Below are 26,672 nucleotides of genomic sequence, written 5' to 3'. Positions count from 1 at the left end.
AATATTTCATGAAAATTGCCACCTGGAATGTCAACTCCCTGACTGCCCGCCTGCAGCATGTGCTCGACTGGCTGATTGCCAACCCGGTCGACGTGCTGTGCCTGCAGGAGCTCAAGATGAGCGACGACAAATTCCCGCTCGACGTGCTCAAGTCGGCCGGCTACGAGGCCGCCGTGTTCGGGCAGAAAACCTACAACGGCGTCGCCATCCTGAGCCTCGCGCCGATGCGCGACGTGGCAAGGAACATCGGCGGCTTCACCGACGACCAGTCCCGCGTGATCGCCGCCACCGTCGAGACGCCGGCGGGTCCGCTGCGCATCGTGAACGGCTACTTCGTCAATGGGCAGGCGCCGGGCACCGACAAGTTCGAATACAAGATGGGATGGCTGCGCGCCCTGCGCGAATGGCTGCGTGCGGAAATGGCCGCCCATCCGAACCTGGTGCTTCTGGGCGACTTCAACATCGCGCCGGAAGACCGTGACAGCTTCGACCCCGTGGGCCTGGCGGAAACCATCCATCACACGACCGAGGAGCGCGAGCATTTCAAGGCCCTGCTCCAGCTGGGCCTGGTCGACAGCTTCCGCCTTTTCGAGCAGCCCGAGAAAAGCTTTTCGTGGTGGGACTACCGGATGCTCGGTTACCAGAAGAACCGCGGCCTGCGCATCGACCACATCCTGGTGAGCGAGCCGCTGGTGCCGCGCGCCAAGGGCTGCATCATCGACCGCGTGCCGCGCAAGTGGGAAAAGCCGAGCGACCACGCCCCGGTGGTGCTCGATCTCGACCAGGGAATTTGATGACCATGACCATCCGCACACTCACGATCATTGCGGCGGCGCTCGCGCTCACCGCCTGTTCCGCATTCAAGACCGCGGACAAGGCCGGCGACGGCAAGTCGTCCACCTCCGCCACCGACGAGGTGCCCGGCACCCGGGGCGACGTGCCCACCGTGCGGCTGATCACCGCGCAGACGCCTGCCGTGCGGGCCTATCGCAAGACCGGGGCGCGCCAGATCTACAAGGCCTACCCGCAGCGCATCTACAAGGGAAAGATTCCCCCGCTGGTCTATGCGGTGGTGGTGGTCGAGACCGACCTCGATGCCGAAGGCAACGTCAGGAACGTCACCTTCAGCCGCGTGCCGGGCCATGCGCCCGAGGTGCCCGGAAAGATTGCGGAACTCATCAAGGCGGCGTCGCCGCTGCCGAGCCCCGGGCGCCTGGGCGGCCACACCTATGTGGACACCTGGCTCTGGGACAAGAGCGGCAACTTCCAGCTCGACTCGCTGACGCTGGGGCAGCGCAGCCGGTAAATAGGCTCACCCCCAGTCTTCGCGCACTTCGTGTCGCTGCGCCAACCCCCTACCGGGGGCAACACCGGCGGCCCGGCCAAGCCGGTTCCGCGGTGTTCCTGGAAGGGGCCCAGCCGCCCTCTCTGTCTGAGGCCGCCTACTCGATCCCGAGTTCCTGGATCTTGCGGGTAATGGTGTTGCGGCCGATGCCCAGCTTCTGAGCGGCTTCGATCCGGCGGCCGCGTGTGTTGGCCAGCGCCGTGAGGATCAGCCGCGATTCGAAGCGGCGCGACAGTACGTCCCAGACGTCGGTGCGCCCGGCCGCGAGCAGCGCCTGGGCTTCGATCTCCAGGCCGCTCTCCCAGCTGCTCGCGCCCACCAGGCCTTCAGTGGCTTCCGGTGCAGCGCCGCTCGCCGGTGCCGCTTCGCGCTCGAAGCTGGGCGATGGCTGCACCGCGGCTTGCATGGGGGGCGCCGCCGCGGCGGTCGTTTCCGCGGCCTGCGCGGGCGCGCCGGCGGCCGCGGCCATGACTTCGGGCGGCAGGTCCTTGGCCTCGATCAATTGGGCCGGTGCCATCACGGTCAGCCAATGGCAGATGTTCTCGAGCTGGCGCACGTTGCCCGGAAAGCTGAACGAAGCCAGCTTGGCCAGGGCCGCATCTGAAATGCGCTTGGGTTCGACGCCGAGCTGGCGCGCGCTCACCTGCAGAAAGTGGCGCGTGAGCGCCGGCACGTCTTCGCCGCGCTCGCGCAGCGCCGGCAGGCGCAGGCGAATCACGTTGAGGCGGTGGAACAGGTCTTCGCGGAAGCCGCCGAGCTTCACGCGCTGCTCGAGGTCCTGGTGCGTGGCCGCGATCACGCGCACGTTGGCCTTGACCGAGTTGTGGCCGCCCACGCGATAGAAGTGCCCGTCGCTCAGCACGCGCAAGAGGCGCGTCTGCAGGTCGAAGGGCATGTCGCCGATCTCGTCGAGAAAGAGCGTACCGCCCTCGGCCTGTTCGAAGCGGCCGCGCCGCATGGTCTGCGCGCCGGTGAAGGCGCCGCGCTCATGGCCGAAGAGCTCGCTCTCGAGCAGGTCCTTGGGGATGGCCGCGGTGTTGATGGCCACGAAGGGGCCGTTGGCGCGCGGCGAATGCTTGTGCAGCGCGCGCGCCACCAGTTCCTTGCCCGAGCCCGATTCGCCGGTGATGAGCACCGTGACGTTGCTTTGCGAGAGCCGGCCGATGGCGCGGAACACGTCCTGCATGGCGGGCGCCTGGCCCAGCATTTCGGGCGCGGCGACCATGCGCTCCTCGGCCACTTCCTCGCGCTGGCTTTCGTCGACGGCGCGGCGGATCAGCTCGACGGCGCGCGGCAGGTCGAAGGGCTTGGGCAGGTATTCGAAGGCACCGCCCTGGAACGCCGAGACGGCGCTGTCGAGGTCGGAAAACGCCGTCATGATGATGACGGGCAGGCCCGGGTGCTTGGCCTTGATCTTGTCGAGCAGGTCGAGCCCGGAACCGCCGGGCATGCGGATGTCGCTCACCAGGACCTGGGGGCCCTGCTGTTCGTCGTCGTCGGCGAGTTCGAGGGCGGCCAGCACCTCGCGCGTGTTGGTGAAGCTGCGCGTGGGCAGGTCTTCGCGCAAAAGGGCCTTCTCCAGCACGAAGCGGATCGATTGGTCGTCATCAACTATCCAGATCGGCTTCATGCATCTCCTTGTTGCCGTGGCTGCTAGGGCAGCGGTATCAATATCTTGAAATCGGTTCGGCCCGGGACGCTGTCGCACTCGATCACGCCGTGATGCTGTTGCACAAAAGTTTGCGCAAGCGTCAACCCAAGCCCTGTCCCGCCTTCCCTGCCCGATACGAGCGGATAGAAGATGCGGTCCTTGATCGTGTCCGGCACACCCGGTCCATTGTCGATGACATGCAATTCCAGTGCCAATCGATACCACTGCTTGTTGAATATCACCTGCCGGGCGATGCGGGTCTTGAAAGTGATCTGCGCATCGCCCGCGGCGCGGCGCTCGGCCAGGGCCTGCGCCGCGTTGTGCACGATGTTGAGCGTGGCCTGGATGAGCTGCTCGCGGTCGCCGCGGAATTCGGGAATCGACACGTCGAAGTCGCGCTCGATGTGCAGGTCGCGCGGAAACTCCGCAAGAATGACCGAGCGCACGCGCTCGCAGACTTCGTGGATGTTCACGTCGCCCACCACGTGCGGGCGCCGGTGCGGTGCCAGCAGCCGGTCGACCAGCGTCTGCAGCCGATCGGCTTCGTGGATGATGACCTGGGTGTATTCGATGAGGTCGCGCGACTCGACCTCCATCTGCAGCAATTGCGCCGCGCCGCGGATGCCGCCAAGGGGGTTCTTGATCTCGTGCGCGAGATTGCGGATGAGCTCCTTGTTGGCCTGCGCCTGGTCGAGCAGGCGCTCCTCGCGGTCCTGGCGCACCTGCTGCTCGAGCGGCGACATCTCGATGATGAGCTCGCCCGTCTTGTCGCCCTGCGCCAGAGTGACCTGCACCGGCATCAGTTCATGATTGACGCGGCGCAGAAAGGCCTCGTAGCGCAGCGTGGCGAAGTCGTTGCTGCGCGCACCGTCGATGGCGGTGCGAAGCACGTGCGGCTCGTGAAAGCAGGCACCGAACTGAGAGCCTTCGAGCGTGCGGCGCGACGTGCCCAGCGCATCTTCGAGGGCCGCATTGGCAAACAGCACCGAACCGTTGGTGCTGACCACCGCGATCAGCGTGGACAGCAGGTCGAAGGACTGAAAGCGCGGAGTGGCGCCGGCCGCCTTCTTCCCGAACGCCATGGCTCTACTGCTTGGCCGGCAGGCGGCCGAGTTCGCGGCGGATGCCCGCGATGTCGCTCTCGTTGCGGGCCAGCTCTGCCTTCATTTCGGCCACGCGATCGAGATACTTCTGGTAGTTGCGGCCTTCGCTGCCCTGCTTCTCGGGCTCGCCGTTGTTGTATTCCTTCTTGAGCTCGGCCTGTCGCGCCTCGGCCTTCTTGAGCTCGGATTCGAGCACCGAGCGGGCTTCGCCGTCGCGTGCGCGCTGGTCGACGCCCTCGACGCGCGGACTGCCCGCAGGCGCACGGGAGGCAGCCGGAGCCGAACTGCCGCCGGCCGAACCACCGCCCGACGGCTTGGTGGTGCCCTGCACGACCGTGACGTTGCCGCCTTCCATGACCTTGCAGCCCTTTTGCTGGGCGATGGTCGAATTGTTGGTGTATTCATTGCCACAGCGCCACACGCGCTCCTGGGCGAGCGCGGGCAAGGCGACCAACAATGAACCGGCCAGGAAAATGAGGGAAGCAGTCTTCATGAGAATCGATGATGGCGCAACAAAGGTGCATTTTCCTGCAATTCGACGCCACTGGTGACAAGATGTTCCGAGCCAAGCAAAAAGGACGGCCAAGCCGTCCTTTTCGATTCCCTTCCAGCAACACCGCGGAACCGGCTCTGCCGGGCCGCCGGTGTTGCCCCCTAGAGGGGGAGGCGGCTACACGAAGTGAGCCGCTTCGGGGGTGGGCCAATTACAGCGAGTAGTACATGTCGAACTCGACCGGATGGGTCGCCATGCGGAAGCGCGTGACTTCCTGCATCTTCAGTTCGATGTACGCGTCGATGTACGCATCGGTGAACACGCCACCCTTGGTCAGGAACGCACGGTCCTTGTCGAGGTATTCCAGGGCCTGGTCGAGGCTGTGGCACACGGTCGGGATCAGCGCGTCTTCTTCCGGCGGCAGGTGGTACAGGTCCTTGCTGGCGGCTTCGCCCGGATGGATCTTGTTTTCCACGCCGTCGAGGCCGGCCATCAGAAGCGCCGCGAAACCGAGGTACGGGTTCATCAGCGGATCGGGGAAGCGCGCTTCGACGCGGCGACCCTTCGGGTTGGCCACGAACGGGATGCGAATCGAGGCCGAGCGATTCTTGGCCGAGTAGGCCAGCTTCACCGGGGCTTCGAAGCCGGGCACCAGGCGCTTGTAGCTGTTGGTGCCGGGGTTCGTGATGGCGTTCAGGGCACGGGCGTGCTTGATGATGCCGCCGATGTAGTGCAGCGCGAAGTCCGACAGGCCTGCATAGCCGTCGCCGGCGAACAGGTTCTTGCCGTCCTTCCAGACCGACTGGTGCACGTGCATGCCGGAGCCGTTGTCGCCGACGATGGGCTTGGGCATGAAGGTGGCGGTCTTGCCGTAGGCGTGGGCCACGTTGTGGATCACGTACTTCTGCAGCTGGACCCAGTCGGCGCGCTGCACCAGCGTGCTGAACTTGGTGCCCAGTTCCATCTGGCCGGCGTTGGCCACTTCATGGTGATGCACTTCGACCGGGATGCCGAGCGATTCGAGCACCAGGCACATTTCCGAGCGCATGTCCTGGAAGCTGTCGACCGGGGGAACCGGGAAATAGCCGCCCTTGACGGCCGGACGATGGCCGGTGTTGCCGTGCTCGTATTCCTTGTCGGTGTTCCACGAGGCTTCTTCGGAGTCGATCTTCACGAAGCAGCCCGACATGTCGTTCTTCCAGCGCACGCCGTCGAACACGAAGAATTCGGGTTCCGGACCGAAGTAGGCGGTGTCGCCCAGGCCCGAGGCCTTCATGTAGGCCTCGGCGCGCTTGGCGAGCGAGCGCGGATCGCGCTCGTAGGCCTTGCCGTCGGCGGGGTCGATCACGTCGCAGGTCAGGATCAGCGTCGTTTCTTCGAAGAAGGGGTCGATGTTGGCGGTGTTCGGGTCGGGCATGAGCTGCATGTCCGAAGCCTCGATTCCCTTCCAGCCAGCGATGGACGAGCCGTCGAAAGCGTGGCCCGAAGTGAATTTGTCTTCATCGAAAGCCGAGACGGGCACGGTCACGTGCTGCTCTTTGCCGCGGGTGTCGGTGAAGCGGAAGTCGATGAACTTGACCTCGTTTTCCTTGACGAGCTTGAGTACATCGGCGACGGTCTTTGCCATCAGTTTCTCCTGAGTTGGATGGTGGTTAGGAATACAGGGACGGAGGATGCAGTTTCTATGCCATTGTCGCCGCTCACGCAGAGGCTTCGACGGCGGGCGCAAACCCCAAAAAAAGGCGAATAATCACCAAATTGGTGCAATAAAAACTATCGCACCAATTCCGGGCCAAGCCTCGCATCATAGGCGTGCAGGCCCTCGATGAGTTGCGCGTAGGCGGCATCCAGGCGAACGGGGTCGCCTTTCACGCCAAGTTCGATGTGGCGGCCGTATTCGGGATGGTCGACGCTCGGCAGGCTGAAGACCTTGATGCCGGCGTGCGCCGCTTCGATGGCCTGCATCAGCGGCGTGAGCGTTGCCTCCATGGCACCAAAGACGATGACCGACTTCTCGGCCGACTGCCCGCTGGTGAACATGTGCGCATAGCGGCTGTCGAGCACCGATTCGATCATCGGCCAGGCCATGACCGGAAAGCCCGGCACGAAATGGACGTGCTCGACGCTGAAGCCCGGAATCTTGTTGTACGGATTGCGGATGATCGCAGCGCCCTTCGGGAACACGCCCATGTTAAGGCGGTGAACGTTGTCGGGCCGGTCGGGTTCGTAGGCAATGCCCTGCTCGCGCGCGGTGTCCTGCATGCGCTCGCGGATCAGCAGTTCGGCTTCGGGGTGCAGCTCCAGCGGCACCCGCAGGGCCTGCGCGGCGCACTGCCGCGTGTGGTCGTCCGGCGTGGCGCCGATGCCGCCGGTCGAAAAGACGATGTCGCCCGAGCTGAAGGCCCGGCCGAGGGCGGCGGTGATGCGCGTGGGCTCGTCGCCGACGTACTCGGCCCAGCCGAGCTGCAGGCCGCGTGCCGCGAGCAGTTCGATGACCTTGGGCATGTGCTTGTCAGCACGCTTGCCCGACAAGATTTCGTCGCCGACGACGATCAGGCCGAATGCACGGGTCATGGGGATTTCCATTGGGAGAGAAGGGCCTGGTCGGCCTCGGTCGCGGGTGGGCCGTCGGATGGGCCGGAAGAAGCATCGGCGGCGCCGCGCTGCGCCCGCAGTTGCGCCAGCGCATCAAGGCAGTAATGGCCGAACCAGAGCGCCGAGAACGCAAACACCAGCGTGTAGATCCAGATCGCGAGCGGCACCAGCACGAAGAAGGCGGCGGCAAACAGCAGGCCGGAGGCCCAGACGATGCTGGGCGCCGCGCCCAGGTAGCCGCACAGCACGCCGATGCACAGCAGCGGCAGCCGGTGCGTGCGCAGGAGCGCGGCGCGCTCTTCGGGGCTTGCGTGGTCGGCCAGCGCGTCGAAGCTCATCACCCGGTAGGTGAGCCAGCCCCAGATCAGCGGAGGCAGGATCAGCACGAGCGGAGGAATGAGCCAGAGCGGCATCGACACCACGAGCGCGAGCAGCGCCAGCAGCGTGAGGCCGAGCGATCGCGCCACGCTGCCGAAGAAGGACGCGCCCTTCTTGCGTTCGAGCGCGGGAAAGCGGCGGTGCGCCACCAGCGCCGTGAGCGGGGGCGCCATGAGGCCGGCCACGATCAGCAGCGAAACCACCACGATCAGCGGCGTGGCGGCAAACACCACCACCAGCGGCGCCAGCACGGCCGTGACATCGCCTGAAAAGAGCCGCCCGATCCAGCCCCAGAAGCTCGACAGCAGGGGCCAGGCGTCGAGCGCCTCACGGGTCCACGCAACGGTCGCGTCCCAGTAGAAATAGCCGAAGCCTGCGGCCAGCAGCACCATCAGGCCCAGCGGCAGCAGCGAGAGCACGATCACGCGCGGCAGCATGCAATAGGCGACCGCGCGCCAGAAGGAATCGAGGAGCAGGCGCATTGGGTGCGAGGATAACCGGCCCGGTTCGGCCCCGGCGCTCAGCCGCGGCCGACCATCCGCCTCAGCCCGAGCCATTGCTGGGTCCAGAAGCCGCGCCCGTAGTCGCGCAGCCGGCCGTCCGCGCCGGGCTCGACCTGGTCGCGGATGCCGGTGGGGTCGTAGCGCTCCTCGAAGTTCGCGGTGCGAAAGAGCATGTCCCACCACGGCAGCAGGACGCCGAAATTGCACCCGCCCAGCGTGTGCGCGCCCCGCGATTCATGGCCCAGCCCGATGCTGTGGTGCAGCCTGTGGAAGCGCGGGCTGATCCACAGCCGCTCGCCGATGGCACCGAAACCGAGCTTCAGGTTGGCGTGCTGCAGGCTTTCGCTGAGCTGCGTGAACGCCACGAAGGCGATGAACTGCCCCGGCGCCACGCCGATCAGCTGCGCGACGATGACGATGAGCGTGTCATGGACGATGTCGTCGAGCAGGTGGTTGCGGTCGTCGCTCCACATCGTCATCTGGCGCTGCGAATGGTGCAGCGAATGCAGGCCCCACCACCACCTGAACTGGTGCTGGCCGCGATGGATCCAGTAGCCCACGAAGTCGAGCACCACGAGATAGATCGCAAAAGCCACCCACGGCACGTCGGTGACGCCGGGCCAGGCCTCGTCGAGATGGAAAGTGCCCCAGCCCGCAATGCGCAGAACACCGATGGCCTCGTCGAAGAGCGGCTCGAGCGTGAAGAACATCGCCAGCCGGAACAGGCCCAGCCGATGGATCAGCGTGTAGAGCACGTCGATGCGGATCGCGCGGCGGTCGGTGACGGGCTCGACGGCGCGCCAGCGCTGCAGCGGACCGATGACCGCGAGCAGCACCACGACCTGGATCAGCCCGACCAGCAGCCAGCCGGTGGCGTCGAAGGCGTCTTCGGTCCAGCCGCCCAGGCCCGCCGCAAACACCAGCGGCTGGACCAGTGTCTCGAAGAACCAGCCCTGCAGCGCGGAAAAAGCGTCCGTCAACCGATCGATCACGGTGGCAGCCTCAGGGGTGGGACGCGATCCAGGCGCGGTATTGCGGATGCTGGCGCAGCGTCTCGAAGCAGAAGCCCTTGGCCTTGAGGCCGACGATCAGCGGTTCGAGGTTGGCCGGCGCCCACGGATCCTTGCGCGACCAGATGCCCAGGTGCGCGAGCAGGATGTCGCCGGGGCGGATGGTTTCCAGCGCCTGCGAAAGGAGCTTCTCATTGCTGAACTTCTCGCTCGGCAGCTCGTCGCCCAGGAAACCGGCCGGCGACCATCCCACGTGCTCGAAGCCGCAGGCCTTGGCCGCCGCGAGCAGCCGGGGCGAGGTCTTGCCGCCTGGCGCGCGGAACAGCGGCAGCGGCTTCTTGCCGGTAATGAGGGCCAGCCGCTCGGAAGCCTTGCTGATGTTGGCGCAGTATTCGGCCGCGCTCCAGGTGAACTCGCGTCCGGCCAATGCGCCCGCCGAAGGCTTGATGCGGAAGCTCGGCGCCACGCCCTTGAGGTCGCCGCGCCAGTACGCGTGGTCGTAGGTGTGCGAGGCGAATTCGTTGCCTTCGGCCGCCCTCGCCTTCCACCACGGCGCCCAATGGCTGTCGAGGCTGTCGCCGTCGGTCTGGGTGCGCTCGGCGGCGGCAAAGAAGGTGACGCGGACGTTCTGGCGCTTGAGCACATCGGCCACCAGCGGGGCCACGCCCATGTGGCCGGTGTCGAAGGTCAGGTAGACCGGCTTCTCGCAGGACGCCCCCTGCTGCGCCCAGGCAGCCGGCACCGCCGCCAGGGCGATCGCCAGCAGGGCCGCGGCCCGGCTGGCGCGGCTAGATGCGCTTGGCATGGTCCAGCGTCCAGACGCCGTGCGGCGAGCGGCCGACGTTGACCTGGCGCACGAGCTTGTTGTTCACCAGGTCCACCACGCTGAGCTTCTTGGCCCAGCGCGAGGTGACATACAGCGTCTTGCCGTCGGCCGACACGTCCATGCAGTCGGGACCGCCGGGCACCGGGTAGACGGCGCCGACCTTCAGCGTCGCCAGGTCGATCCGGCTGATGGTGTTGGCCACCCGGTTGCTCACGAACACGCTCTTGCCGTCGCCGGCCGAGCGGAAGGCATGGGCGCCCTTGCCGGTCGGGATCTTGCCGACCAGCTTGGGCTCGGCGCCGGCCACGTCGAACACCTGCACGCCGTCGCTGCCGGTCAGGCCCACGAGCAGGGTCTTGTCGTTGTGGATGCCGAAGATGTCGGCCGGCATGGCGCCGGTGGCCACGCGCCAGCGGATCGTCTGCGTGGGCAGGTCGATGGCGATCAGCTCGTCGCTGTCCTGCATGGTCACGTAGGCGATGGTGCTGGTGTTGTCGATCCAGATGTGGCTGGGCGTCTTGCCCGATGCGATGCGCTTGGCGAGCTTCAGGTCCTTGCCGTCCCAGCGGTAGATGTCGACGTGGTTCAGGCGGTTGGCCGCGGTGACGAACCACTTCATGTCGCGCGAAAACTGCAGCTGGTAGGGATCGATGATGCCGTAGACCACGCGCTGCACTTCGGCCGTCCTGGGGTTCAGGAAAGTGAGCGAATCACCCGCCGAATTGGCCACGATGACCGACTTTTCGTCGGGCGTCATGTAGATGTGATGCGGCTCCTTGCCGGTGGCGATGCGCTGCTTTTCGGTCCAGTCGGTCGGACTGATCACGCTGACGCTGGCGTCCAGCGAATTGAGCACGAAGATCGGCGGGGCTTCGGGCGGCGCGGCGGTGGCGGCTTGCGCCAGCCAGACCGTGAGGCATGAAAACAGGAAGGCCGGAAAGCGGCCATTCGGTCGGGCAGGAAATCGCAAGGGAAGGTTCCGAGAGAGAGCTGGGAATCTTAACGGCCGCGCCTGAAGACTGGCTGACCGGGAAGACGCGCTTTCTGCCCTTATTTCGGCGCTTTCGGAGGCTTGGCGGGTGCCCGCAGCGCCGCGACCTGCTCGGCCGTGAGCCAGCGCCACTGGCCGGCCGCCAGGTCGCCTGGCAGCGCCAGGTCGCCGATGCGGGAGCGGTGCAGGCCCTCGACCCGGTTGCCGACCGCCGCCAGCATGCGCTTGACCTGGTGGTACTTGCCCTCGGTCAGCGTCAGCCGCAGGTGCAGCGGGCTGTCGGACTCGCAGGCGGCCGCGCGCACCGGTTTCGGATCGTCGTCGAGCACCACGCCGGCCAGCAGCTTCTCGATCTGGGCCGCGTCCACCGGGTGCTTGGCCGTGACCTCGTAGACCTTGGGCACATGGTGCTTGGGCGAGCCCATCTTGTGGATGAACTGGCCGTCGTCCGTCAGCAGCAGCAGCCCCGTGGTGTCCTGGTCGAGCCGGCCGATGGCCTGCACGCCCTGCACCGCGCCCTTGTTGGGCCGAAGCCGCAGCGGCGACGGCAGCAGCGTGTAGATGCTCGGGTAGGTCGAGGGCTTCTGCGAGCACTCGGTGCCCGCGGGCTTGTGCAGCATCAGGTAGGCCTTCTCGTGATAGGCCCACTCGGTGCCCTGCACGGTGAACAGCAGGCCTTCGGGATCGAGGTCGGCAAAGGGGTCGGTCACGGCCGCGCCGGCAATGCTCACGTGGCCTTGCTGGACCAGGCCCGCGCACACGCGGCGGGTGCCGAAACCCTGGGAATAAAGAATGTCTTGCAGGTGCATGGAAAAGAAAAAGGCGGCCGCGCCAGAGTAGCGCGACCGCCCGAGTGTGCAGGATCAGTAGCCGGCAGCCAGGCCCGTGTTGCGGCGCGGATCGTTCGCGCCGTAGAAGCGGTTGGCGCCCACCGGCTTGCCGCCCAGCGATGGCGCGCCGACGATGATCGCCGCCATGTGGTTGGCCGGCTGCGGCACGCCGAGGTTGTGGCCCATGTCGGTCAGGATCTTGCGAGTGTCGGGGCTGATCGCGAAGGTCTCGACGTTGGTCACGTCAGGCAGCCATTGCTGGTGGAAGCGCGGCGCATCGACGGCTTCCTGCACGTTCATGCCGTAGTCGACCACGTTCAGGATGGTGTGCAGCACCGCCGTGATGATGCGGCTGCCGCCGGGCGTGCCGACCACGAACACCGGCTTGCCGTCCTTCGAGACGATGGTCGGGCTCATCGAGCTCAGCGGACGCTTGCCCGGAGCGATGGCATTGGCCTCGCCCTGCACCAGGCCGTACATGTTGGGCACGCCGATCTTCGCGGTGAAGTCGTCCATCTCGTTGTTCAGCAGCACGCCGGTCTTGTCGGCCGTGACCTTGGCGCCGAACCAGTCGTTGAGCGTGTAGGTGACCGACACCGCGTTGCCCTGCTGGTCGGTGATCGAATAGTGCGTCGTATTGCTGCCTTCGTGCGGCGCGACGCCGGGCTTGATGTCCTTGGAGACGCCGGCCTTCTTCGGGTCGATGGCGGCGCGGATCTTCTCGGCGTAGCCCTTATCGAGCAGGCGCTCGAGCGGGTTCTTCACGAAGTCCGGGTCGCCCAGGTAGCTGTTGCGGTCCACGTAGGCATGGCGCATGGCCTCGATCTGGTAGTGCACCGCCTCGGCGGAGCGAAAGCCCAGATCCTTGAGCGGATAGCCCTCGAGGATGTTGAGCATCTCGCAGATGATCACGCCGCCCGAGCTCGGCGGCGGCGCCGACACCACGCGATAGCCGCGGTAGTCGCACTCCACCGGCGCGAGCTCGCGCGTCTTGTACTGGTCGAGGTCGGCCTGCGTGATGATGCCCTTGCCGGCCTGGCTCGATGCCACGATCGCCTGCCCGACCCAGCCCTTGTAGAACCCGTCGACGCCCTTGGCACTGACTGCGCGCAACGTCTTGGCAAGGTCTTTCTGCACCAGCTTCTGGCCGACCGCGAAGGGCTCGCCCTTGTTCAGGAAGATGGCGCCGGAAACCGGGTCCTTCTTGAAATCGTTGGTGGAGGTGCGCAGCATGTCGACATCGCCCTGCTCCAGCGCAAAGCCCTTTTCGGCCAGCTGGATCGAGGGCGCGATCAGCTCGGCCCGTTTCATGGTGCCGTATTTCTCGCGCGCGTATTCCATGCCCGACACCGTGCCCGGCACGCCGACGGCAAGATGGCCGTTGGTGCTCAGGCCCTTGATGACGTTGCCGTCCTTGTCGAGGTACATGTTGGCCGTGGCGGCCAGCGGGGCCTTCTCGCGGAAGTCGAGGAAAGTCTTGCGGCCATCGGCCAGCTGCACGGTCATGAAGCCGCCGCCGCCCAGGTTGCCTGCCGCCGGGTAGACCACCGCCAGCGCGTAGCCCACGGCCACCGCCGCATCGACGGCATTGCCGCCGCGCTTGAGCACATCGACGCCGACCTTGGTGGCCAGGTGCTGCGCGCTCACGACCATGCCGTGCTCGGCCGCGACCGGCGCCTGCGACGCGGCATTCGAGGCGCTTGCGCCCGCGAGCAGGAGCGCCGCAGCTACCGCAGCGCGCAGGGTCGGAGTCCAGTGGAGATTGCGCATGGGTGGATTTCCTCTTTTGAGTTCGATGGGAACGGTAACGGTAACGGTCACGCGACGAGCAGCGCCTTGCGCCGCAAGGCCGCCAGGCCAAGCACCACCTGCTGGAGCGCGAATTCCTTCAGCGCCGAAGCTTCAGCCAGCGGCTTGTCGTTCTGGATGAAACGCAGGCGGCCGGCGCCCACTTCGTCCGCCAGGTGGTCGGCCAGCATGCCGTGCGAATGCGCGCCATCGAGCAGCGGCAGCAGGCAGCGCTCGAGCGCGGAAAGCCCCACGGGTTCGTGCCACTGGTTGCAGACATTGGCCGAGCTTCCGGCCGACAACGCCAGGCCGGGCGCATTGCGCACTGACGGCAGCGCCCGCGGCAGGGCAGAGACCTCCGCGGCGGCGTGCACCGGCGCGCGCCGGACGCGCACGGCGCCGAGGATCACCAGTTCCTCGAGCATCGACAGCACCGCCGGCTCGACCGACGAACGCGGCCCGCCCAGCAGCGCGAGTACCGCGGCCACCAGCCGCTCGAACGGCACGCTGGCCGGGTAATGCGCTTCGAGCACCTGCGCCAGGGCCTTGTGCACCGGCAGCCGCAGCGTCACCGTCAGGTTGCGCAGCGCATTGCATGGCTGCTCGCGCGCATCGAGCGTCAGCGCGCTGCCGTCTGCAGCGGAGAACACGCCGGCAAACTCGAAGCCGCGAATGCGGGCCGGGTCGAGCCGGTAGCGGATGTCCCCGGCCCGGCCCTGCTTCACCAGCAGGGTCTGGCGGAACGTGCGATTGACCAGGAAGTCGAGATACTGCTCCATCAGGATCTGGCTGCCGCCGCATTCGCGCAGCAGCGGCTCGCGAACCTTCTCGCCGTAGTTCTGGACGAACATCGTCGATGGTTCCGCCTCTGCCAGGTAGCTGAGGCCATTCGCCTCGGCGCGCGCCGCGAACTCCTTGAAATAGCAAGGCGCGTTGCAGGGCTCGAGAAACTCGTGCAGCAGGTAGGAGCCGTTGGCACCGCGCACGATCGGCATCGTTTCCTCGAGCGTCTTGCCGAGCACGCTGCCGGGACGGGCCGACTGCTCGAGGAATTCGAGCATGCCGCGCGCATAGGACAGCTTTTCTTCCGGCGTGTCGCGCGGGCCGCCGCGCAGGATCATCGCGTCTCGCACGATCTCCCTCGCCTTCCAGCCCGGGTACACGTTGTAGCTGACATAGGCGACGCCATCGGGCGCCAGGTTCTCCGAGCACACGCGCAGGATCGCGTCCTGCACCGGCCCGGGCACCCAGCTGTAGACGCCGTGGCAGATGATGTAGTCGAACTGGCCGAACGATGCATCGACCTCCGCCAGATTGAAGGCCCGCAGTTCGACATTCGGCAGCCCGGCGCGCGCGATGGCTTCGCGGCCCTGCTCGACCTGTACCGTCGACAGATCGAGGCCCAGGGCGCTGGCTTCGGGGTGGCGCGCCGCAAACGGAATCAGGTTGCCGCCGGCCGCGCAGCCGAGCTCCAGCACGCGCGCCGTGGACGGCGCCGGTGCCTCGAGGCCGAACAGGAAGGCAATGGCCTCCAGGTGCTCGACGGTAGTTTGCGGGAATGGGTGCGACTCATAAGGCACCGCGTCGTAGTAGCTCGTGAGCGTGGAAGTCAGTGAATCGGGCACGGCGTCCTTTGGGAATCGAGGCCGGCCGCAGCACCCTTTTGCCAAGGGGAAGCAGCGGCCATGGTGTGTCGGTTCCCGCTGACTATAGCCTCGCGCCGGGCAAAAAAAAGCCAACCCGTCGAAGGTTGGCTTTTTGCGGTGGATGGTGGAGCTGGGGGGATTTGAACCCCCGTCCGCAAGCCTTCATCGCGCAGTTCTACATGTTTAGTGATCTGATTTGAGTCTCGCTTCCGGAGTCGCGCAGTCACACGCTAAACCGGACGCCAGCACCCTATTTTCTCGCCCCGACCCAAGGTACCCGGATCGGAGCCAGCCCATGTAATTATCCTTGCAGCCGGGAGGTCAGGATTGCTCCAGACCCCCTTGCCCAGCCCATCGGCCAACTGTTGCAAGGCTCACTGGCAATTAAGCAGCGAGTGCGAAACGTTCGTCGTTTGCAGTTAGTTTGTTTGAATCTGTTTTACGAGCGCATTCAGCTCGACATGCCCCGCTGCGACTCCGAACCCACGTCGAAACCAGTGCAGCCCCAAGCACACCATTTTAGGCCGGGTTGAGGAATTGCAAGAGCTCCAGGGGCGAAGTAATTGCGGCATCGGCCTCCCAGAGCGTGGCGTCCGCCTGCGGCCCCATGTAACCATAGGTAGCCGCAATGGTCCGCATGCCGGCGGCCCGGCCCGCGATGATGTCGCGTTCGTCGTCTCCCACGTAGATGCAGGCGCCGGACGGAATTCCAAGCCGGCGCGCCGCTTCATGCAGGGGTTCGGGGTGCGGCTTGGCGTACGGCGTGGTGTCGCCGCTCACGATGGCGCCGGCACTGCCGAACAGCGGAATGGCGCGCGTCAGCGGATCGGTGAAGCGCGCCGACTTGTTGGTGACCACGCCCCAGGCCAGGCCGCGCGCGCGGATGGCCTCGATGAGCGGCTGCACCCCGTCGAACACCTGCGTATTGAGCAGCATGCGGTTTTCGTAGGCAACGAAGAACTCTTCCCTCAACGCAGGAAATTCCGGTGCCTCGGGCGTGATGCCGAAGGCCACGCCGAGCATGCCACGGGCACCGGCTCCCGCCATGAACCGATAGCGTTCCAGTGGGTACGACTCGAGCCCGCGATCCGTGCGCATCTTGTCGGCCGCGGCGCCGAGATCGGGTGCGCTGTCGATCAGCGTGCCGTCCAGATCGAACAGCACCGCCTGAATTGCTGCTGCCATCACGTTGGCGAACCCGGCAAGGCCGGCTTCTGCGTGGCGAACATGTAGTTGACACTGGTGTCGGCACTGAGCCAGTACCGCCGCGTCAGCGGGTTGTGCTCCATGCCGCGGGTGTGCCGCAGGTCGAGGCCGGCGGCACGGCAGTGGGCCGCCAGTTCGCTGGGGCGCAGCAGCTTCGCGTATTCATGCGTGCCGCGCGGCAGCATGCCCAGAACGTATTCGGCGCCGACGATCGCAAGCATGAACGACTTCAGGTTGCGGTTGATGGTGGAGAAGAACACCCAGCCGCCCGGCTTGACGAGCGTGGCACAGGCCTGGACGATCGAAGCTGGCTCGGGCACATGCTCGAGCATTTCCATGCAGGTGACGACGTCGAAACTGCCCGGCTGCTCCGCGGCCAGCGCCTCCGCGCTGACTTCCCGGTACTTGACGCCCTGGGTTCCGGCTTCGAGCGCATGCAGGCGCGCCACCTTGAGCGCCTTGCTCGCCAGGTCGATGCCGAGCACGTCGGCGCCCTTTCGGGCCATCGAATCGGCCAGAATGCCGCCGCCACAGCCGATATCGAGCACCCGGCGCTGCGAAATCGGCGCAATACCGTCAATCCATTCCAGGCGCAATGGATTGATTTCATGGAGCGGGCGGAATTCGCTGTCCAAATCCCACCAGCGATGGGCAAGCTCCGAAAACTTGGCGAGTTCCGCCGGATCGGCATTCACGTTATCTGTCATGCCGTGATTATGAAACGGGGAATGCGCCATCGGACATCGACGCGCACTTGGCGCCCGCCGGAAGGAATTCGGCAGGCATAAAAAAACCCCGCCGAGGCGGGGTTTTCTTTTAGCGATTCAATCGAATCAGCGGGTGGCGCGGGTGCCGACCACTTCGATTTCCACGCGGCGGTTCTTGGCGCGGCCTTCCTTGGTGCGGTTGTCCGCAACAGGCTGCTTCTCGCCCTTGCCTTCGGTGTAGACGCGGTTGCGTTCGATGCCCTTCGAGACCAGGAAGGCCTTGACGGCTTCGGCGCGGCGCACCGACAGACGCTGGTTGTAGGCGTCCGAACCGATCGAGTCGGTGTGGCCCACGGCGATGATCACTTCGAGGTTGACGTCGCGGATCTTCGAAACCAGGTCGGTCAGCTTGGCGCGACCTTCAGGCTTGAGGACCGACTTGTCGAAGTCGAAGAATGCGTCGGCAGCGAAGGTGACCTTCGAGGCTGCGACGGCCGGCGGAGCAGCAGGACGCGCAGGAGCTGCGGGAGCGGGCGTAGCGGCAGCAGGAGCCGGCGGAACCAGAGCACCGTCGCAACCGGCGGCGGCAGTAGCCGGCGTCCAGTTGGCATCACGCCAGCACAGTTCGTTCGTGCCGTTCTTCCAAACCAGTTCGCCGGTGCCGTTTTGCCAGTTGTCGATCGTAGGACCGCCGTTCGCAGCGGTGACACGGGTCTGCGCGCCGGCGGCAGTGGCGAGCGCAGCGACTGCAAACATCATCGCCACTTTATTCAGTTTCTTCATGGTTCTCCTCTTGGGGAAAAAGCCGCAGCCGCGCTGCGAATCAAGGACGCTTTAAGTGACCACCACCCAAAACGTTGAGGCGATTGTGCCATAGGGTCTTTGGCAAACAGGCCGCTGGGCACCCCGGAAGCGTAGGACGGAGGCGGAATAGCGGCCTTGTGTTGCGGCGGTGCGACACCCCTCACAGCGTAAAATTTCGCCTTCCTGCCGCCAGCCTCTTGCTCAATGACCTCCTTCGCCAAAGAAACCCTGCCCATCAGTCTCGAAGAGGAAATGCGCAGCAGCTATCTCGATTACGCCATGAGCGTGATCGTGGGCCGGGCGCTTCCCGATGCGCGCGACGGCCTCAAGCCCGTGCACCGGCGCGTGCTATATGCCATGCACGAGCTCAACAACGACTGGAACCGGGCCTACAAGAAATCCGCCCGCATCGTGGGCGACGTGATCGGCAAGTACCACCCGCACGGCGATCAATCCGTCTACGACACCATCGTGCGGCTGGCGCAGGACTTTTCCATGCGCCATATGCTGGTCGACGGCCAGGGCAACTTCGGGTCGGTCGACGGAGACAACGCGGCCGCAATGCGGTATACGGAAATCCGCCTGGCCAAAATTGCGCACGAAATGCTGGCCGATATCGACAAGGAAACTGTCGATTTCCAGGACAATTACGACGGCTCCGAAAAAGAACCAAAGGTTCTTCCAAGCAAACTGCCGAATTTGCTGGTGAATGGCTCGGGCGGTATTGCGGTTGGCATGGCCACCAATATTCCGCCGCACAATCTCAATGAGGTGGTGGATGCCTGCCTGCACCTGCTGCGCAATCCGCAGGCCACCATCGACGAACTGATGGAAATCGTGCCGGCGCCCGACTTCCCGACGGCCGGCATCATTTACGGCATCAATGGCGTGCGGGACGGCTACCGCACCGGCCGCGGCAAGGTCGTGATGCGCGCCAAGTGCCATTTCGAGGACATCGACCGCGGCCAGCGCCAGGCGATCATCGTCGACGAGCTCCCCTACCAGGTCAACAAGAAGACGCTGCAGGAGCGCATGGCCGAGCTGGTGCACGAAAAGAAGATCGAAGGCATCAGCCACATCCAGGACGAGTCCGACAAGTCGGGCATGCGCCTGGTCATCGAGCTCAAGCGCGGCGAAGTGCCCGAGGTGGTGCTCAACAACCTGTACAAGCAGACCCAGCTGCAGGACACCTTCGGCATCAACATGGTGGCGCTGGTCGACGGCCAGCCCAAGCTGTGCAACCTGAAGGACCTGATCGAGGTCTTCCTGCAGCACCGCCGCGAAGTGGTCACGCGCCGCACCGTCTTCACGCTGCGCAAGGCGCGCGAACGCGGCCACGTGCTCGAAGGCCTGGCGGTGGCGCTGGCCAACATCGACGAGTTCATCCGCATCATCCGCGAGTCGCCCACCCCGCCAGTTGCCAAGGCCGAGCTGATGACCCGCAGCTGGGACAGCAAGCTGGTGCGCGAGATGCTGACGCGTTCGCGCGCGGACGGCGGCGTGGTCAATGCCGACGACTACCGCCCCGAGGGCCTGGAGCGCGAGTTCGGCATGGGCTCGGACGGCCTCTACCGCCTGTCGGAGACGCAGGCGCAGGAAATTCTGCAGATGCGCCTGCAGCGCCTGACCGGCCTCGAGCAGGACAAGATCGTTGCCGAGTACAAGGAGGTCATGGCCGAGATCGACGACCTGCTCGACATCCTGGCCAAGCCCGAGCGGGTCTCGGTCATCATTGGCGAAGAACTCGGCACCATCAAGCACGAGTTCGGCCAGTCCAAGCTCGGCGCGCGCCGCAGCCTGGTGGAGCACAGCGCCTACGACCTCTCGACCGAAGACCTGATCACGCCCACCGACATGGTGGTGACGCTTTCGCACAGCGGCTACATCAAGAGCCAGCCGCTGAACGAGTACCGCGCGCAAAAACGGGGCGGACGCGGCAAGCAGGCCACCGTCACCAAGGAAGACGACTGGATCGACCAGCTCTTCATCGCCAACACGCACGACTACATCCTGTGCTTCTCCAACCGCGGCCGGCTGTACTGGCTCAAGGTGTGGGAAGTGCCCGCGGGTTCGCGCGGCTCGCGCGGCCGGCCCATCGTCAACATGTTCCCGCTGCAGGAAGGCGAGAAGATCAACGTGGCGCTCGCGCTGACCGGCGAGAAGCGCAACTTCCCGGCCGACCAGTACGTGTTCATGGCCACCTCGATGGGCACGGTCAAGAAGACCACGCTCGACGAATTCAACAACCCGCGCAAGGGCGGCATCATTGCAGTGAACCTCGACGAGGGCGACTACCTCATCGGCGCCGCCCTGACCGACGGCAAGCACGACGTGATGCTGTTCAGCGACGGCGGCAAGGCCGTGCGCTTCGACGAGGAAGACGTGCGCCCGCTCGGCCGCAATGCACGCGGCGTGCGCGGCATGTCGCTTGATCCGGGGCAAGGCGTCATCGCGATGCTGGTGGCCGAGGACGAGCAGCAAAGCGTGCTCACCGCCACGGAAAATGGTTACGGAAAGCGCACAAGCATTACCGAGTACACGCGTCATGGCCGCGGAACCAAAGGCATGATTGCGATTCAACAGAGTGAGCGCAACGGCAAGGTCGTTGCCGCCACCCTCGTGCATGCGGACGATGAGATCATGCTCATCACCGACAAGGGCGTGCTCGTGCGCACCCGGGTAGCCGAGATTCGTGAGCTGGGTCGCGCAACGCAAGGCGTTACGCTGATCGGGCTCGACGAAGGCGCCAAACTCAGCGGGCTACAACGTATCGTCGAAAACGACGCCAACGGCGAGAGTGAGCCTGGCGCAGACGATACTTCCTCATCTTCAACGGAGAATCCTCAGTGAAAAAATTCAAGCTCGCACTTCTGACCGTCGCCCTGGCCGGCAGCTCGATGGCCGCCATGGCGCAGGACAAGGCTGCGCTCATCAAGCAGTTCATCGACGTGCAGCGCCCCGGCATCGAATCGCTGGCCCGCGGCCTGGTCGAGCAATCGAGCGCCCCCATCGCGCAAGCCGGCTCGCAGTACCTGCAGACGCAAGTGCCCGAAGCCAAGCGCGAATCGGCCGCCAAGGCTGCCGACGCCGAACTCAAGAAGTACTTCGACGAGGCCTACCCGATCGTGCGCGACAAGGCCGTGCAACTGGCACCCGGCGCCCTGACCCCGCTGCTCGAGCAGAACTTCAGCGAAGACGAACTCAAGCAGCTGCTGGCCTGGATCAACTCGCCGCTCAGCAAGAAGTACCAGGACCTCAATCCGAAGATGCAGACCGCGCTGACCGAAAAGCTCGTGAGCGACACGCGCGCCACCATCGAGCCGAAGATGCGCGCGCTCGACGAGAACGTGGCCAAGGCCCTGGGTGCACCGACCGGCGGCTCGCAAGGCGCCGCTCCCGCCAAGGCACCGTCCAAGGCTCCCGCCAAGAAGTGACGTGACCCAGCAGCAGCAGCCCCAGCCGGCCGGCACGCGCCCGTACAACTTTTCCGCCGGCCCGGCCGCCATGCCGGAGGCGGTGCTGCAACGCGCCGCCGCCGAAATGCTCGACTGGCAGGGCAGCGGGATGAGCGTGATGGAAATGAGCCATCGCGGCAAGGAATTCGGCGCGATCTGCACCCAGGCCGAAGCCGACATCCGCACGCTGCTGGCCGTGCCGGAGCACTTCCACATCCTCTTCATGCAGGGCGGCGGCCTTGGCGAAAACGCCATCGTGCCGATGAACCTGTCGCGCGGCACCACCGCCGACTTCGTCATCACCGGCAGCTGGAGCATCAAGTCGCAGAAGGAAGCGCAGCGCTACTGCACGGCGAACATCGCCGCGAGCAACGTCGGCGACCACCACACGCGGCTGCCCGATCCCTCGACCTGGCAACTGAGCAAGGACGCCTCGTACGTGCACCTGTGCACCAACGAGACCATCAACGGTATCGAGTTCCAGCAGCTGCCCGACCTCGCGGCCCTTGGCAGCAATGCGCCACTGGTCATCGACTTTTCGTCGCACGTGGCCTCGCGCAGCGTCGACTGGCGCCGTGTCGGCCTTGCGTTCGGTGGTGCCCAGAAGAACCTCGGGCCGGCCGGGCTCACCCTGGTGATCGTGCGCGACGACCTGCTCGGGCATGCGCTCGAGATCTGCCCCAGCGCGTTCAACTACAAGATCGTGGCCGACAACAAGTCCATGTACAACACCCCGCCGACCTGGGGCATCTACATGGCCGGGCTGACGTTCCAGTGGCTGCTGCAGCAGACCGAGGGCGCGCTCACGGGCGTGGCCGCCATGGAGCAGCGCAACATCGCCAAGGCCAGGCTGCTGTACGACTTCATCGACGCCTCTTCGTTGTACCTCAACAAGATCGACCCGGGCTGCCGTTCGCGCATGAACGTGCCGTTCTTCCTGGCGGATGAAAGCCGCAACGACGCCTTCCTGGCCGGTGCGCGCGAAGCCGGCCTGCTGCAGCTCAAGGGCCACAAGTCGGTCGGCGGGATGCGCGCGAGCATCTACAACGCCATGCCGCTGGAAGGCGTACAGGCACTCGTGAGCTACATGCGAGAATTCGAGCGATCGCATGCCTAGGCGCATGCCCAGCTGCTCGCACCGATGACCGCCTCCGCTCCAACACCGCCCTCCTCTCCCGACAACTCCGAAAGCCTTGCCGATCTGCGCGTGCAGATCGACTCGCTCGACCAGCAACTGCTCGGCCTGCTCAATGAGCGGGCCCACGTGGCAGAGTTGGTCGGCGAGGTCAAGAAGCGCGAAGGCACCCCGTATTTCCGCCCCGACCGCGTGGCCCAGGTCATCGAGAAGATGCAAAAGAGCAATGCGGGCCCGCTCAAGGACCTGCATGTGGCCGCCATCTGGCGCGAAATCATGTCGGCCTGCCTGGCGCTCGAATCGCCGCAGCGGGTCGCCGTGCTCGGCCCCGAGGGCACCTTCTGCGAGCAGGCTGCCATCGAGTACTTCGGCGGCGCGGCCGACCTGATCTACTGCGCCAGCTTCGACGAGGTGTTCCACGCCACGGCGGCCGGCAGCGCCCAGTACGGCGTGGTGGGCGTCGAAAACTCGACCGAAGGCGTGGTCACGCGTTCGCTCGACCTGTTCCTGCATTCGCCGACCCATGTGGTGGGCGAAGTCAGCCTGCTGGTGCGCCACCATCTGCTGCGCAGCAGCAATACGCTCGATGGCGTCGAGGCTGTGCTGGCCCACCCGCAGGCGCTGGCGCAGTGCCAGACCTGGCTGTCGAAGCACCTGCCCAACGCCGAGCGGCGTGCCGTTTCGAGCAACGCCGAAGGCGCGCGTCTCGCAGCCACCAACCCGGCCTGGGCCGCGCTGGCCGGCGAACGCGCCGCCACGCGCTTCGGCCTGCACATCGTGGCGCATGCGATCCAGGACGATTCGTACAACCGCACCCGCTTCTCCGTGATCTGCCTGCCGCAGACGCTGGCCATGCCTCCGGCCTCGGGGCGCGACTGCACGAGCCTGATCGTCTCCGTGCCGAACCGTCCCGGCGCCGTGCACGACCTGCTGGTGCCGCTGAAGGTCAACAACGTGTCCATGACGCGGTTCGAGTCGCGCCCGGCGCGCACCGGCCAGTGGGAGTACTACTTCTACATCGACCTGGACGGCCATCCCTCGCAGCCCAACGTGGCTGCGGCACTGGCCGAACTGCGCGGCCTCTGCGCGTTCTACAAGGTGCTGGGCGCCTACCCCGTCAAAGCCTGAGCCGGACAAGCACCATGTTCGAGCAATTGGGATTGATCGGCTGCGGCCTCATGGGCGGCTCCTTCGCGCTCGCGCTCAAGCGCGCGAAGCTCGTGAAACGCGTGGTCGGCTACAGCAAGTCGCCCTCCACCACCGAGCGGGCGCGCCAGCTCGGCGTGATCGACGTGGCGGCGCCTTCCGCGCTGCTGGCGGTCTCGGGCTCCGACCTCGTGCTGCTGGCGGTGCCGGTGGCGGCGTCGGAAGCCACCTTCAAGGCCATTCGCCATGGCATTTCGAGCGATACGCTGGTGATGGACGTGGGCTCGACCAAGGGCGACGTCATCGAAGCCGCACGCAACGGCCTGCAGGACCAGTTCGCCCACTTCGTTCCGGCCCATCCGATCGCCGGCAAGGAAGTGTCCGGCATCGAGCATGCCGAGGCTTCGCTCTACACCGGCCGCAAGGTCGTGCTGACTCCCGTCAAGGCCACGCTGCGCTCGAACGTGCAGCGCGCCTCGCAGATCTGGAGCGGCATCGGCGCCAACGTCGTCACCATGACGCACGAGGAGCACGACAGCGCCTTCGCGGCCGTGAGCCACCTGCCGCATTTGCTGGCCTTTGCCTATCTCAACGCACTGATCGCACAGCCGAAGAGCGACGATTTCCTGCGCCTCGCAGGGCCTGGGTTTCGCGATTTTTCGCGGATTGCGGCCAGCGATCCGGTCATGTGGCGCGACGTGCTGCTCGCCAACCGCGAGCAGGTGCTGCTGCAATCGCAGGCCTTCCGCAAGGCGCTGCTCGATCTGGAAGCGCTGATCACGGCCGGCGACGCCCAGGCGCTGGAGCACTCGATTGCCGCCGCCAGCAAGGTCCGCGCCGCCTGGCAGCCCAACACCGACGCGTCCCAGGACTCCTGACATGTTCTCGACGGCATTCCTCGATATTCCTGCGCTGGCCGGGGCTTCGGGCACCGTGCGGCTGCCGGGCTCCAAGAGCATTTCGAACCGCGTGCTGCTGCTGGCCGCGCTGGCGAGCGGAACCACCACCGTCCACGACCTGCTCGATTCCGACGACACCCGCGTGATGCTCGATGCGCTGCGCGCGCTCGGCTGCGGCATCGATGCGGCGGGCAGCACGCTGCGCATCACCGGCATCGGCGGCCAGCTGAAGCCGGGCGGGCCGCTGCTGCCGCTTTTCCTCGGCAACGCCGGCACCGCGATGCGTCCGCTGACCGCCGCGCTGTCGCTGCTCGGCGGCGATTTCGAACTCAGCGGCGTGCCGCGCATGCACGAGCGGCCGATCGGCGACCTGGTCGATGCGCTGACCCAGCTCGGCTGCCGCATCGACTATCTGGGCAACCCCGGCTATCCGCCGCTGCGCATCCGCCCGGTCGATCACGCCGCACTGGTGCTCGACGCGCCGATCCGGGTGCGCGGCGACGTCTCGAGCCAGTTCCTGACCGCGCTGCTGCTGGCGCTGCCTCTCGCCGCCCGCAAGGACATCGTGATCGAGGTGGTCGGCGAGCTGATCTCCAAGCCCTACATCGAAATCACGCTCAATCTGCTGGCGCGCTTCGGCATTGCCGTGCGGCGCGAGGGCTGGGAACGCTTCACCATTCCCGCCGGCAGCCGCTACAGCTCGCCGGGCGACATCCATGTCGAGGCCGACGCCTCTTCTGCTAGTTATTTCATAGCACTTGGCGCCATTGCCACGGGCGCTTCCGGCCAGGACAGCATCCGGATCGAAGGCGTGGGCGCCGATTCGATCCAGGGCGACATCCGCTTCATCGAGGCGGCGCGGCAAATGGGCGCGCAGGTCGACAGCGGCCCGAACTGGCTCGACGTGCGCCGCGGCGCCTGGCCGCTCAAGGCCATCGACCTGGACGCCAACCACATCCCCGATGCCGCGATGACGCTGGCCGTGATGGCGCTGTACGCCGACGGCCCGAGCACCCTGCGCAACATCGCCAGCTGGCGGGTCAAGGAAACCGACCGCATCGACGCCATGGCCAACGAGTTCAGGAAACTCGGCGCCACGGTCGACTCCGGTCCCGATTTCATCCGGGTCCATCCACTGGAACGCTCGGGCTGGCAGGCGGCAAGTATCCGCACCTACGACGACCATCGCGTGGCCATGTGCTTTTCGCTCGCGGCGTTCAATCCGGCGGGCTTGCCGGTGCGCATCCTGGAGCCGCACTGCGTTGCCAAGACCTTCCCGGACTATTTCGAAACGCTGTTCTCGGTGGCCGAGGCGCCCGAGGTGCCGGTGATCTGCATCGACGGCCCCACCGCCTCGGGCAAGGGCACGCTCGCGGCCGAAGTGGCACGCCTGCTGGGCTACCACTACCTCGATTCGGGTTCGCTCTACCGCGTGACCGGCCTGGCCATGCGGCGCGCCGGGCTCAGCGCCGAGCCCCAGCACGAGGCGCAGATCGCCGCCCTGGCGGCCGCCCTGCCCCTGCATTTCACCGAGGGCAAGGTGCTGCTGGCCGGCGAGGACGTGAGCGACGAAATCCGCACCGAAGCCGCCGGCATGGATGCCTCCCGCGTCTCCACGCTTCCCGCGGTGCGCGAGGCGCTCCTGGCCCTGCAGCAGCGCTTTAGGCAGCTCCCGGGCCTGGTGGCCGACGGCCGCGACATGGGCACCGTGATCTTCCCCGACGCGGCGCTCAAGGTCTTCCTGACGGCCAGCGCCGCCCAGAGGGCTGAACGCCGGCATAAGCAGTTGATTTCAAAGGGTATTTCAACTACACTTGACAGTCTTCGCTCCGACTTGGAAGCGCGCGACGCCAGGGATTCGTCCCGCAGCGTCGCTCCCCTCAAGCCGGCGCAGGATGCCCGCCACCTCGACAACTCCCAGCTGTCCATCGAGCAATCGATCGACCAGGTGTTGAACTGGTGGCAGGAAGTACAGCCGTTCAAGCCCGCTTGAGCGGTTGAAGTTACAACCTTTCAGGTCCGCCTGAAAGGCTCGCGCCAACCGGACTCCGGGGCAGCGCATACCGCTCCAGCAGGCTCTTCTCGCGCGACAGCGCACCGGCCTGCTGGTTGTTCAACCAACCGGGCACCAGCCCACAAAACCGCCGTCTCCAGACTCACA

23 protein-coding genes and 1 other RNA gene are annotated in these 26,672 nt (G+C 65.9%); 8 read left to right on the top strand and 16 right to left on the bottom strand.

The genetic code is table 11. The features are described from left to right. The first annotated feature begins 8 nt into the window (after positions 1-8). Together xth and RZE77_RS08120 are read left to right on the top strand one after the other, a co-directional pair. Positions 9-794 (top strand): exodeoxyribonuclease III, encoded by a 786-nt coding sequence (gene xth / locus RZE77_RS08125; RefSeq protein ID WP_145741827.1) that lies wholly within the window; start codon positions 9-11, stop codon positions 792-794. 5 nt (positions 795-799) lie between these two features. After that, on the top strand, positions 800-1,306 hold the full coding sequence (locus RZE77_RS08120; RefSeq protein WP_319441412.1) for a hypothetical protein: 507 nt from the start codon (positions 800-802) through the stop codon (positions 1,304-1,306). Between the two features lie 136 nt (positions 1,307-1,442). On the opposite strand, the gene ntrC is transcribed toward RZE77_RS08120, so the two are convergent. The 16 genes from ntrC to ompA form a co-directional block, all read right to left on the bottom strand. Further along, on the bottom strand, positions 1,443-2,975 hold the full coding sequence (ntrC, locus tag RZE77_RS08115) for a nitrogen regulation protein NR(I) (protein ID WP_319441411.1): 1,533 nt from the start codon (positions 2,973-2,975) through the stop codon (positions 1,443-1,445). Between the two features lie 23 nt (positions 2,976-2,998). After that, positions 2,999-4,078, bottom strand: coding sequence for a nitrogen regulation protein NR(II) (glnL, locus tag RZE77_RS08110; RefSeq protein WP_012746777.1), 1,080 nt, complete (start codon positions 4,076-4,078; stop codon positions 2,999-3,001). A gap of 4 nt (positions 4,079-4,082) precedes the next feature. Beyond that, positions 4,083-4,592 carry a hypothetical protein gene (locus RZE77_RS08105; protein ID WP_319441410.1) on the bottom strand — a complete coding sequence of 170 codons (510 nt, stop codon included), beginning with the start codon at positions 4,590-4,592 and terminating at the stop codon, positions 4,083-4,085. 211 nt (positions 4,593-4,803) lie between these two features. Next, positions 4,804-6,219 carry a type I glutamate--ammonia ligase gene (gene glnA / locus RZE77_RS08100; RefSeq protein WP_012746775.1) on the bottom strand — a complete coding sequence of 472 codons (1,416 nt, stop codon included), beginning with the start codon at positions 6,217-6,219 and terminating at the stop codon, positions 4,804-4,806. Between the two features lie 146 nt (positions 6,220-6,365). Continuing rightward, positions 6,366-7,166 carry a competence/damage-inducible protein A gene (locus tag RZE77_RS08095; RefSeq protein ID WP_319441409.1) on the bottom strand — a complete coding sequence of 267 codons (801 nt, stop codon included), beginning with the start codon at positions 7,164-7,166 and terminating at the stop codon, positions 6,366-6,368. Continuing rightward, on the bottom strand, positions 7,163-8,047 hold the full coding sequence (locus tag RZE77_RS08090; RefSeq protein WP_319441408.1) for an EI24 domain-containing protein: 885 nt from the start codon (positions 8,045-8,047) through the stop codon (positions 7,163-7,165). The genes RZE77_RS08095 and RZE77_RS08090 overlap by 4 nt, the downstream gene beginning before the upstream one ends. 38 nt (positions 8,048-8,085) lie before the next feature. Next, positions 8,086-9,060, bottom strand: coding sequence for a sterol desaturase family protein (locus tag RZE77_RS08085; protein ID WP_319441407.1), 975 nt, complete (start codon positions 9,058-9,060; stop codon positions 8,086-8,088). Between the two features lie 10 nt (positions 9,061-9,070). After that, positions 9,071-9,883: a polysaccharide deacetylase family protein gene (locus RZE77_RS08080; RefSeq protein ID WP_319441406.1), complete on the bottom strand. Its 813-nt coding sequence runs from the start codon at positions 9,881-9,883 to the stop codon at positions 9,071-9,073. Next, the gene (locus RZE77_RS08075) at positions 9,867-10,874 is read right to left on the bottom strand and encodes a YncE family protein (protein ID WP_319441405.1); all 1,008 of its coding nucleotides are present in this window, start codon (positions 10,872-10,874) and stop codon (positions 9,867-9,869) included. Before RZE77_RS08075 ends, RZE77_RS08080 begins: the two co-directional genes overlap by 17 nt. A gap of 80 nt (positions 10,875-10,954) precedes the next feature. Continuing rightward, positions 10,955-11,704 carry a pseudouridine synthase gene (locus RZE77_RS08070; RefSeq protein ID WP_319441404.1) on the bottom strand — a complete coding sequence of 250 codons (750 nt, stop codon included), beginning with the start codon at positions 11,702-11,704 and terminating at the stop codon, positions 10,955-10,957. 54 nt (positions 11,705-11,758) lie between these two features. Next, entirely contained in the window at positions 11,759-13,495 is a 1,737-nt protein-coding gene (ggt, locus tag RZE77_RS08065; RefSeq protein WP_319441403.1) for a gamma-glutamyltransferase, read from the bottom strand. Between the two features lie 47 nt (positions 13,496-13,542). Continuing rightward, positions 13,543-15,138, bottom strand: a complete 1,596-nt coding sequence (locus tag RZE77_RS08060) for a methyltransferase regulatory domain-containing protein (RefSeq protein WP_319441402.1) — start codon at positions 15,136-15,138, stop codon at positions 13,543-13,545. A 143-nt stretch (positions 15,139-15,281) separates the two neighbouring features. Continuing rightward, positions 15,282-15,666: a transfer-messenger RNA gene (ssrA, locus tag RZE77_RS08055) on the bottom strand. Between the two features lie 12 nt (positions 15,667-15,678). Beyond that, entirely contained in the window at positions 15,679-16,344 is a 666-nt protein-coding gene (locus tag RZE77_RS08050) for an HAD family hydrolase (protein WP_319441401.1), read from the bottom strand. Further along, positions 16,344-17,072 carry a bifunctional 2-polyprenyl-6-hydroxyphenol methylase/3-demethylubiquinol 3-O-methyltransferase UbiG gene (gene ubiG, locus RZE77_RS08045; RefSeq protein ID WP_319442322.1) on the bottom strand — a complete coding sequence of 243 codons (729 nt, stop codon included), beginning with the start codon at positions 17,070-17,072 and terminating at the stop codon, positions 16,344-16,346. The genes RZE77_RS08050 and ubiG overlap by 1 nt, the downstream gene beginning before the upstream one ends. Positions 17,073-17,198: 126 nt before the next feature. Beyond that, positions 17,199-17,855: an outer membrane protein OmpA gene (gene ompA, locus RZE77_RS08040; RefSeq protein ID WP_319441400.1), complete on the bottom strand. Its 657-nt coding sequence runs from the start codon at positions 17,853-17,855 to the stop codon at positions 17,199-17,201. 225 nt (positions 17,856-18,080) lie between these two features. Between ompA and gyrA the strand changes: the two genes are divergently transcribed. From gyrA to RZE77_RS08010, 6 genes are all read left to right on the top strand, one after another. After that, positions 18,081-20,726, top strand: coding sequence for a DNA gyrase subunit A (gyrA, locus tag RZE77_RS08035; RefSeq protein WP_319441399.1), 2,646 nt, complete (start codon positions 18,081-18,083; stop codon positions 20,724-20,726). Further along, positions 20,723-21,310, top strand: a complete 588-nt coding sequence (locus RZE77_RS08030) for a DUF2059 domain-containing protein (RefSeq protein ID WP_319441398.1) — start codon at positions 20,723-20,725, stop codon at positions 21,308-21,310. Before gyrA ends, RZE77_RS08030 begins: the two co-directional genes overlap by 4 nt. A gap of 70 nt (positions 21,311-21,380) precedes the next feature. Next, positions 21,381-22,448 carry a 3-phosphoserine/phosphohydroxythreonine transaminase gene (gene serC, locus RZE77_RS08025; RefSeq protein WP_319442321.1) on the top strand — a complete coding sequence of 356 codons (1,068 nt, stop codon included), beginning with the start codon at positions 21,381-21,383 and terminating at the stop codon, positions 22,446-22,448. A 24-nt stretch (positions 22,449-22,472) separates the two neighbouring features. Next, on the top strand, positions 22,473-23,594 hold the full coding sequence (gene pheA, locus RZE77_RS08020) for a prephenate dehydratase (protein ID WP_319441397.1): 1,122 nt from the start codon (positions 22,473-22,475) through the stop codon (positions 23,592-23,594). Between the two features lie 14 nt (positions 23,595-23,608). After that, a complete protein-coding gene (locus RZE77_RS08015; protein ID WP_319430892.1) occupies positions 23,609-24,490 on the top strand; it encodes a prephenate dehydrogenase in 882 nt (293 codons plus the stop codon). Between the two features lies 1 nt (position 24,491). Further along, complete coding sequence (locus RZE77_RS08010) at positions 24,492-26,504, top strand: bifunctional 3-phosphoshikimate 1-carboxyvinyltransferase/cytidylate kinase (protein WP_319441396.1); 2,013 nt, start codon at positions 24,492-24,494, stop codon at positions 26,502-26,504. The last annotated feature ends 168 nt before the right edge of the window (positions 26,505-26,672 follow it).

The sequence above is a fragment of the Variovorax sp. SPNA7 genome, from assembly GCF_033807855.1.
GTDB classification, from domain to species: Bacteria; Pseudomonadota; Gammaproteobacteria; order Burkholderiales; family Burkholderiaceae_C; genus Variovorax; species Variovorax beijingensis.
The sequence above is the reverse complement of the archived record's forward strand: the minus strand, read 5'-3'. Positions and strand labels throughout refer to the sequence as shown.